At 36.3% G+C, this 7,514-nt stretch carries 9 protein-coding genes; 7 read left to right on the forward strand and 2 right to left on the reverse strand.

All coding sequences use genetic code 11. The features are described 5' to 3' along the window. Positions 1–136: 136 nt before the first annotated feature. On the reverse strand, positions 137–280 hold the full coding sequence (locus AYJ08_RS24060; protein ID WP_197490713.1) for a hypothetical protein: 144 nt from the start codon (positions 278–280) through the stop codon (positions 137–139). Positions 281–756: 476 nt separating this feature from the next. On the opposite strand from AYJ08_RS24060, the gene AYJ08_RS16280 reads away from it, so the two are divergent. The 3 genes from AYJ08_RS16280 (at position 757) to AYJ08_RS16290 (ending at position 2,956) form a co-directional block, all read left to right on the forward strand. After that, entirely contained in the window at positions 757–1,674 is a 918-nt protein-coding gene (locus tag AYJ08_RS16280; RefSeq protein WP_064018604.1) for a stalk domain-containing protein, read from the forward strand. Positions 1,675–1,773: 99 nt separating this feature from the next. Beyond that, entirely contained in the window at positions 1,774–2,271 is a 498-nt protein-coding gene (locus AYJ08_RS16285) for a sigma-70 family RNA polymerase sigma factor (protein WP_064018609.1), read from the forward strand. Next, positions 2,255–2,956, forward strand: coding sequence for a DUF4367 domain-containing protein (locus tag AYJ08_RS16290; protein ID WP_064018605.1), 702 nt, complete (start codon positions 2,255–2,257; stop codon positions 2,954–2,956). The genes AYJ08_RS16285 and AYJ08_RS16290 overlap by 17 nt, the downstream gene beginning before the upstream one ends. Positions 2,957–3,415: 459 nt before the next feature. On the opposite strand, the gene AYJ08_RS16295 is transcribed toward AYJ08_RS16290, so the two are convergent. Further along, complete coding sequence (locus AYJ08_RS16295; RefSeq protein WP_064018606.1) at positions 3,416–4,804, reverse strand: aminotransferase-like domain-containing protein; 1,389 nt, start codon at positions 4,802–4,804, stop codon at positions 3,416–3,418. A 108-nt stretch (positions 4,805–4,912) separates the two neighbouring features. Between AYJ08_RS16295 and AYJ08_RS16300 the strand changes: the two genes are divergently transcribed. The 4 genes from AYJ08_RS16300 to AYJ08_RS16315 all read left to right on the forward strand — a co-directional run bounded on the left by AYJ08_RS16300 (position 4,913) and on the right by AYJ08_RS16315 (position 7,203). Then, positions 4,913–5,701, forward strand: coding sequence for a PhzF family phenazine biosynthesis protein (locus AYJ08_RS16300; RefSeq protein ID WP_064018607.1), 789 nt, complete (start codon positions 4,913–4,915; stop codon positions 5,699–5,701). A gap of 16 nt (positions 5,702–5,717) precedes the next feature. Then, positions 5,718–6,350, forward strand: coding sequence for a hypothetical protein (locus AYJ08_RS16305; RefSeq protein ID WP_231929129.1), 633 nt, complete (start codon positions 5,718–5,720; stop codon positions 6,348–6,350). Between the two features lie 85 nt (positions 6,351–6,435). Then, positions 6,436–6,612, forward strand: a complete 177-nt coding sequence (locus AYJ08_RS16310) for a helix-turn-helix domain-containing protein (protein ID WP_231929130.1) — start codon at positions 6,436–6,438, stop codon at positions 6,610–6,612. 48 nt (positions 6,613–6,660) lie between these two features. Next, entirely contained in the window at positions 6,661–7,203 is a 543-nt protein-coding gene (locus AYJ08_RS16315; RefSeq protein ID WP_064018608.1) for a hypothetical protein, read from the forward strand. Positions 7,204–7,514: the final 311 nt, after the last annotated feature.

Here is a 7,514-nt window from a genome sequence, read left to right on the forward strand (position 1 = left end):
GCTACAAACAAGGTGGAAACCTTATGGAATAGGAGATTAATGTATATATTGGTTAAACCTTAAAAATTGCAAACTAGAAATCACAGCGATTAACATTTGGGAATTGACCCTATAACTAATTGTAAGATTGAATGAATTATTCAACACCTACATCGTTAACAACAATGGTGTCTATGCTTTTTCTTACACACACGTATGCAAATAACTTTACAGTGACAAAAATCATGATGGTGATGATGTCTATGACATCTGTGACGATGCTTGTGACACTTGTGACCATGTCTATGACATCTGCTATGATGCCTATGACATCTATGACATATACTCATTCGTTTCACCTCCCGAAATCAAACTTGATATATATTATGTGCAATCAATATAACTCGTACTAGGAGTACCCCCAATTTTAATAATGGAAATCGTACAATTTTGCCTCGTTCTTATAAACTTTACCGCAATGTACTTTGCTCTGCATCTCGCCAATAGATGGTGATAAGAGCAAAAAAAGAGTTCTTTTTATCACTGATTGTTGTTAGATTCATATCCCTAAAAGTTAATAGATAACACTTACGTTGTCTTCTAAAAAAATAGATCTTTTTCTCTCGCTCTTTAAATATGGTGCGAAAGTTGAGTTCATAATTAAAATTCTAAATAATTTTTATTTTTTCAGCTTGCAACATTTTTCACTGCTCATTTGTATTTAGGATAGAAGTTCAAGTTCAAAACAATTCATACAAAGAAAGGACTGTGTTAAAAATGAAAAAAATACTTGTCGGTTTATGTGCTGCAACAATGATGTCAGTTCCTGCTTTTGCCGCTGGGACCACCAATGTGTTATCTCCGAAACACACTGCTGTTGTGACGCAGAAATCTCCTGTAGTGCAATATACTCTTAAAATCAATAACAAGACGGTTGAGCTTGGAACGGAAAAAATTGTTGTAATGGAAGACCAAATTATGGTTCCGCTCAAAATTACCTCAGAAGCACTTGGATTCACCTTGAAGTTGGATGAACAGAAGCAATCCATTCACATGGATAACGCTACCATGCAAACCGATTTAACCGTGGGTGAAGATACCTATTTTGCATATAGCAGCAAAGCGATCGGAATGACAGCACCTTTAAACTTGGGTGTGGCTCCAGCAATCATTGAAGGATCAATCTATGTGCCTGTTGACCTCTACAAGGTATTATTGACTGATCCGAATTGTGTTAGTATAAAAGATCGTGTTATCAACATATCAACCGGCCCGATGAAACCGAAAAAAACAGCTTCCATCGGACTACCCAACCCTTTGGTAAACTACAGCACGTTGGATGAAGCGCGAAAAGCAGTAGGATTTACGTTTGCGGTACCTGCAACCCTGCCGGATGGTTATCAAATGAAAAACATTATCGTGATAAGCAACGAGCTGGTGGAAATTTCCTACTTGGAAGGTGACAATCAAATTACATACCGCACTGCCAAGGGAAATGCTGATATCAGCGGTGATTATAATGTTTATGATAAAGATAAAACGATTACTGTTGGAAATACGAAAATTACTGTAAAAGGTAAAGGTGACAGTATCAATCTTGCTACATGGACAAAGGACGGAACAAGCTTCTCTCTAGCCTTTGACGTACCTGTCAATGAGAAAACACTATCAACAATCATTGAAAGAATCAAATAATAAGTATACCTAATGAGAAGGGAGCTTAGGGTGTTTCTCTTTGCTCCTTTCTTAGATTCCATAGATTTAATTCTTACAGGCGAAAGGAGTGTAAGCAAGGTGCCCGATGTTTCATTGTGTACGGATGAGACAGTCGCACACGCATTGAAATTCTACGGCAATACGATAGTAAGATTGTCTTATTCGTATTTACATAATCTTTCTGATGCAGAGGATGTTCTGCAGGATACTCTGCTCAGTTTGATGAGGAATAAGCCTGCTTTTTCCAGTCCTGAACATGAAAAAGCTTGGCTGATGCGCGTCGCTATCAACCTATGTAAAAATAAACTAAAATCTTCATGGTTTAAAACCATTGCAATTCCCGAAAATCTTCAAATAGAAAGTATTACGGATAAAGAATCAGAGGTGTTGGAAGCAGTTCATACCCTGCCGGTAAAGTACCGCGAAGTCGTCCACCTCTATTATTACGAGGGTTATTCCACATTTGAAATATCTTCTCTTATCCAAAAGAAAGAGTCTACGGTACGTTCCCTTCTGTATAGGGCAAGAGATATGCTCAAAAAAACCCTGAAAGGAGCATATGATTTTGAAGAATAAATATCGTTCCGCAATGGAAAAAATCGAAGTTACTCCTCAAATGAAGGAAAGAATTCTAAGTAATTTGGCAAGGAAAAGAGAAGCAAGTACCGAGATAAAAAAACAACAGTACCTCAAATGGATCAGGCCAGCGAGCACTATTGCTGCCTGTTGTGCTGTTGTACTTGGTGCTATGGCCATTTATCCAACATTGATAAATAACAACGGGGGCAATAAACAGATTCAAACATCTCCACATGCAGACAATGAGAAAGGAATGAGCGCCCAAACGGGAACGAATCGGGTTTTAGTTACTAGCCCGATTGAGAATATGAAAGGGATTGACGAGGTTAAAAAAGCTGTTCCCTTTGAACTGATTGTACCGGGAAAACTCCCAACCGGGTATAAAATGGATAACTTTTCCGTTATTTCAGGAAAACTAGCAAAAATTATTTATTCTGACGGAAATAAAAAAATCACATTTAGAGTAGCAAAGGGAGCAGAGGATATTAGTGGTGATTATACATCCTATGAAGAAACCGATGTTGTAAAAATTGGCGATATTGAGGTAACACTCAAGGGAAGTAACTCACTTATCAACCTCGCCACTTGGATAAAGGATGGTTGTTCCTATTCCTTGTCTTTTTCAAAAGGAATAGAAAAAAATGCTGTGATTTTGATTATAGACAGTATGGAAAAAGCATGACTGATACAGGGGTCTATGCGAAAAGACATCGTACTGCTAGGACGTTTGCATATGCAATAAGCCGATTTTTTCCTACGCTAAGGAATTTTGAACAGCAATAAAGCCGGTTTTCATTACGCTAAGGTGTAACCGGCTTTATTGCTATCCCTGGTTCAACGGGCACAATGATTCTTAATGTGGTAACTCCTTTCGGATCAAAGGGATACTCTCCAAGGAAGTTGACATGTTCCCATCCCAGTGGAGACATATGCTTTCAGGGGTCCCGGTAGCAAAACGTGAAAAACATACGTTAAGCAACATTTGACATAACAAATCTTTATTTTCTGCCAACCACCCCCAAGATCTTTTCTCAAATTCTACTTGGTAATTTGTCCTTTTTCTTTCATTCAAGATATTATTTAACCATTTCTAACGTGAGCCAAAACACCGCAAATCAGTTCCTTTAAATTACTTCGTTTTTCATTCGGTGTTTAGTAAGAAATTCTTAAGTATGCAAAGTCCTTTCTCCAATTCATCAGAATCCTTGGCAGATGTCAACGAAATACGAATAAACTGATCAGATTCATCTTTTTTGACCAAAAAACGATGGGAATGATAAACATGAATACCATGTGCCAAAGCGTTCTGTTCAAACTGTTTCAGTTGATACTTTTGGCGCAACGGAAGCCAACGAAAGAAACTCAAAGGGTTTTCGTTAGAATTATCTTTTTGAAAATATTGTTGATAGAGAAGATTACGTTCTTTAGCAATTTCTTTCTTTTGAGTAATAATCTTCTCTGCACAGCCAGTATTGATCAACTCAGTTATAACTTCTGCATTTAATGCGGAGGTTTTTATATTGATATTGAAAATTCCGTGAGTGATTTTTTCAGCAAACTGATTTGCGTAGGCTAAAAATCCAACTCGTATGCCTGAGCTTAGTGATTTAGAGATACTTAAACTATAAACAAAGCGTTCCGGTACAAAATGTGAAATAGGTAAGTAACCTTGCGGAGCAAGGAAAGAAAATATGTCATCTTCCATTAGTATAAGGTTGTGTTTCTTTATGACCTTTGCTATATCCCTTCTTCGATTCATATCCATAGTGACAGCAGTCGGATTATTACAGGAAGGAATTAAATAGATTCCCTGCAAATGATTTGTTCTGCATACGGTATCTAACCGTTCTGGTACCATCCCAAAGATATCTCCTTCTACTGGAACTAAATGAATATGAAGCATATTAGCCAATTCTATAAAATTAGGGTAGGTATACGTATCTACCGCAATTTTATCCCCGGGATTGAACAGGGACATTAAAATCAGCGTAAGGGAATTTTGTCCCCCTGAAGTTATCGCAATATTTTCAACAGATACATCCATGTTAAAGCGCTCCATCCACTTTTTGGCTGCCATTCTATGATAAGGCATGCCTAACGGGTGCCTGTAATCCAATAATTTTTCCAAATAATTTTTAGTGACGATGCTTTTAATTGTTTCTGCTACTAATGCATTTGAGCAATCAAGTGGTTCTATAATCCCCATCTCTATTACATTCTTTTTCTCTTCGCTATCTGCTTTAAAAATAGCATTTCCCACATTAGGAGCGACAAAGGTTCCACTTCCGGTAACAGCGTAAATTAATCCTTTAACTTCACATATTTTAAAAGCTCTGGTTACCGTACTAAGATTAATATCAAGATAATCTGCTAGTTCTCTTTGAGGGGGAAGTTTGGTATTAGGTGAGAGATAGCCATTGAGAATATCATATTCTAATAAGCTTGCAATGGATCGATATATTGGAGAAACAAGCTGTTTCTTATCTGGTTTCCATGTCATTGGGTAATTTTCAAATGAATTTACAGGCATATTACACCTCCTGATAATTGTCTTGCATACAATTCTACCATTGAAAGCATACAATTGCGATGATAAAGTAATTTGTAAGTTTTAGATAAAAACAAGGAGGTTATTAGAATGAAATATTACGTGGTAGACGCGTTTGCTGAAAAATTGTTTGAAGGAAATCCTGCGGGTGTCTGTATCATGGAGGAATGGCTGCCAGATAACACTATGCAGAAAATCGCTACTGAAAACAACCTTTCTGAAACAGCATTTGCTGTCAAAGAGGGAGATATAGACAATTATCATTTAAGATGGTTTACACCAGGAGGGGAAATTGATCTTTGTGGACATGCTACTCTAGCAACTGCGTATGTAATCACTAACTATTATGAAAAAGAACTAGAAAAAATCAGATTTCAAACAATGAGCGGAGAACTGGTTGTTTTGAAAAATTGCAATCTTTATGAATTGGATTTTCCGAGTATTAAAGTTGAGGAATATATGCTGACAGAACAGATGGTGGAAGCACTTGGTGTAAAGCCTATTGAAACATATATAGGGAGAGATTTGGTGTTTGTACTCGAAAATGAAGAAGCTGTGCTTAATTTATCCCCTGATTTTGCTAAATTAGCACAATTTCCAGAAGGACTTGCAGTTTTTGTGACTGCAAAAGGAAAAGCAGTTGATTTTGTATCCAGAGCTTTTTGGCCAAAGTTACAGGTAAACGAAGACCCAGTTTGTGGCTCAGCACATTGTAGTTTAACTCCTTTTTGGGCAAAACGACTAGGAAAAAACGAAATGATTGCTAGACAGCTTTCCAAACGTGGTGGAACACTATACTGTAAATTTATTGGGGAAAGAGTAAAAATTAGTGGTTCCGCAGTTTTATATTCTATCGCTGACCTTCAGATAAATCGTTAAGGATTGAGAAAATATTATGGAAATAGAACGAAAAATTAAAGAATTCTCCTTACCACCCGCCCCATGGAATGTAGGAATAGCTGGATTCCTTTATCTTAAACATAGGTATCCCGACTTTGTGTTCCATCCAGCTCGTTTACTTGAATTAGGAACAAAAGCACTTCAACGATACATAGCATTAAACGAGTTACGTACACAAATGTACGAATATCAGGTGCTTAGGGGATGGGAGTGGCATGGTGTGATTGACAGCAACCCCAAATTAGGAAAACCTCTTGCGATTGGAGAAATGAAAGGCCCCAAAGGTAATATTTTACTTATTACGGAACGACTACAACAAAGTCAAAATTATATGGAGCATATATCATCCAGGCTTAGGAATTGGAATACTGTTTTTGTTGAAAATAACAATGCGTTACCTATTATGGATTTTGATAGGCTGCCAGCAGTTGTTCTCCTGTCTGTTTCAACCATTTCTTTTGCACAAGAGGTTGCTAGTAGACTTCATATAGATGGGTTAAAGTTACCTGTTTGGTTTATTATTGATGAATTACTATTTACGAAAGAGCTACCTCAAGCAATCTTAGGGTTAAAGGAAGAGACATTACATCCGATTGGTCTAAATTGGCTAGTAAAACGCGAGACATAGACCTTTCATTTATTACCTCATTCTAAACTATGAAGAAGGGGAGGAATGAGGTTTTTTACTATAATAAACAACTGGAGGATTTACTTTGGAATCATTGAATTGGTTGGATCAATTGGAACCCTCGAACGAGGCAGAATGGTTAGTGCTAGCCAGAAAGAAATTAGGTTTAACACAAGGAGAGCTGTCGATTAAAACAAAATATAGTGCCATCACTATTTCTAAAATTGAAAATGGCAAAACAAATATGACTCCTTACTTTTAAGCAACAAATGTCAGTTCTATTAAAAGAAAAAGAAGTAATGTAGCGATAATGAAGAGAAAGCTACCATTAAAAGCTGTAATTGGAGTCAAATTAGAAAGTCATAGGACAAAATTCATTGAAACATATGGAAGATATAGTGAAATAGTAATAGAAGAAGCTTCCTATGAAGGTTTTATAGAGGCTTTTCGTAACTATGATAAAGATAGTGATCTATTTTTTGTAGCAGAGGACATTTTTTCCCCTTTTTTTGACTGCAGAAAAGAAGATGTTAGAGACTGCTTTCGAAAAACGATAATAGAAATTAATAAGAAATTCCCACATTCGCTTATCCATATACATATTCACAACGATTTTATAAGATCATATCCAGAATTGTCCGAGCTGGGGACTGTATTTGAAAGCCATTTTAGAAATAAAAACAATCTGCATGATCAGCAAATTATAGATCGATTGCATCGCGTATTTCATATACCACTGGAAGAATTTCAGAATAAACAATCTAAAAAGAAAATAAAGCATAAAAATATTGATTCTTTTCAACAAACCAATATTGGCAATTATGAGAATCGCTTAAAAGAAGAGAACCTCTAATATATCAGGTCATGATTCCTAAGGATGAGTGGATTGCAATACAAATGTAGATATGAAACAGTTGGGAATGGCTGTTAAAAACATTGCAAATAGATGTATGAAGTAACAAATAAATAACATTTTTTAGGGGTAAATTATTAGATTTTCATAAAGTGCAGTTTTGAAAGAAAAAATTTTTAGAAACTGTTAAAGATTCTACTACCAATGCCGATAGTAATAATAGTCAAGCCGATTTTAACTACAATCTAGGGGAAGAGTAGCTTGACTGGCTGCGAACAGGTAAAAAGAACGAACTCTTTCATCGGTAATAA

Origin of the sequence: Brevibacillus sp. SKDU10 (genome assembly GCF_001645205.1) — a bacterium.
In the GTDB taxonomy this organism is placed as follows: Bacteria; Bacillota; Bacilli; order Brevibacillales; family Brevibacillaceae; genus Brevibacillus_B; species Brevibacillus_B halotolerans.

Excerpts from the sequence above, each read along its gene's own strand:
- AYJ08_RS16315 (WP_064018608.1), top strand. The coding sequence starts at position 6,661 with ATGAAGAGAAAGCTACCATTAAAAGCTGTAATTGGAGTCAAATTAGAA.
- AYJ08_RS16305 (WP_231929129.1), top strand. The coding sequence starts at position 5,718 with ATGGAAATAGAACGAAAAATTAAAGAATTCTCCTTACCACCCGCCCCA.
- AYJ08_RS24060 (WP_197490713.1), bottom strand. The coding sequence starts at position 280 with ATGGTCACAAGTGTCACAAGCATCGTCACAGATGTCATAGACATCATC.
- AYJ08_RS16290 (WP_064018605.1), top strand. The coding sequence starts at position 2,255 with ATGATTTTGAAGAATAAATATCGTTCCGCAATGGAAAAAATCGAAGTT.
- AYJ08_RS16295 (WP_064018606.1), bottom strand. The coding sequence starts at position 4,804 with ATGCCTGTAAATTCATTTGAAAATTACCCAATGACATGGAAACCAGAT.
- AYJ08_RS16280 (WP_064018604.1), top strand. The coding sequence starts at position 757 with ATGAAAAAAATACTTGTCGGTTTATGTGCTGCAACAATGATGTCAGTT.
- AYJ08_RS16300 (WP_064018607.1), top strand. The coding sequence starts at position 4,913 with ATGAAATATTACGTGGTAGACGCGTTTGCTGAAAAATTGTTTGAAGGA.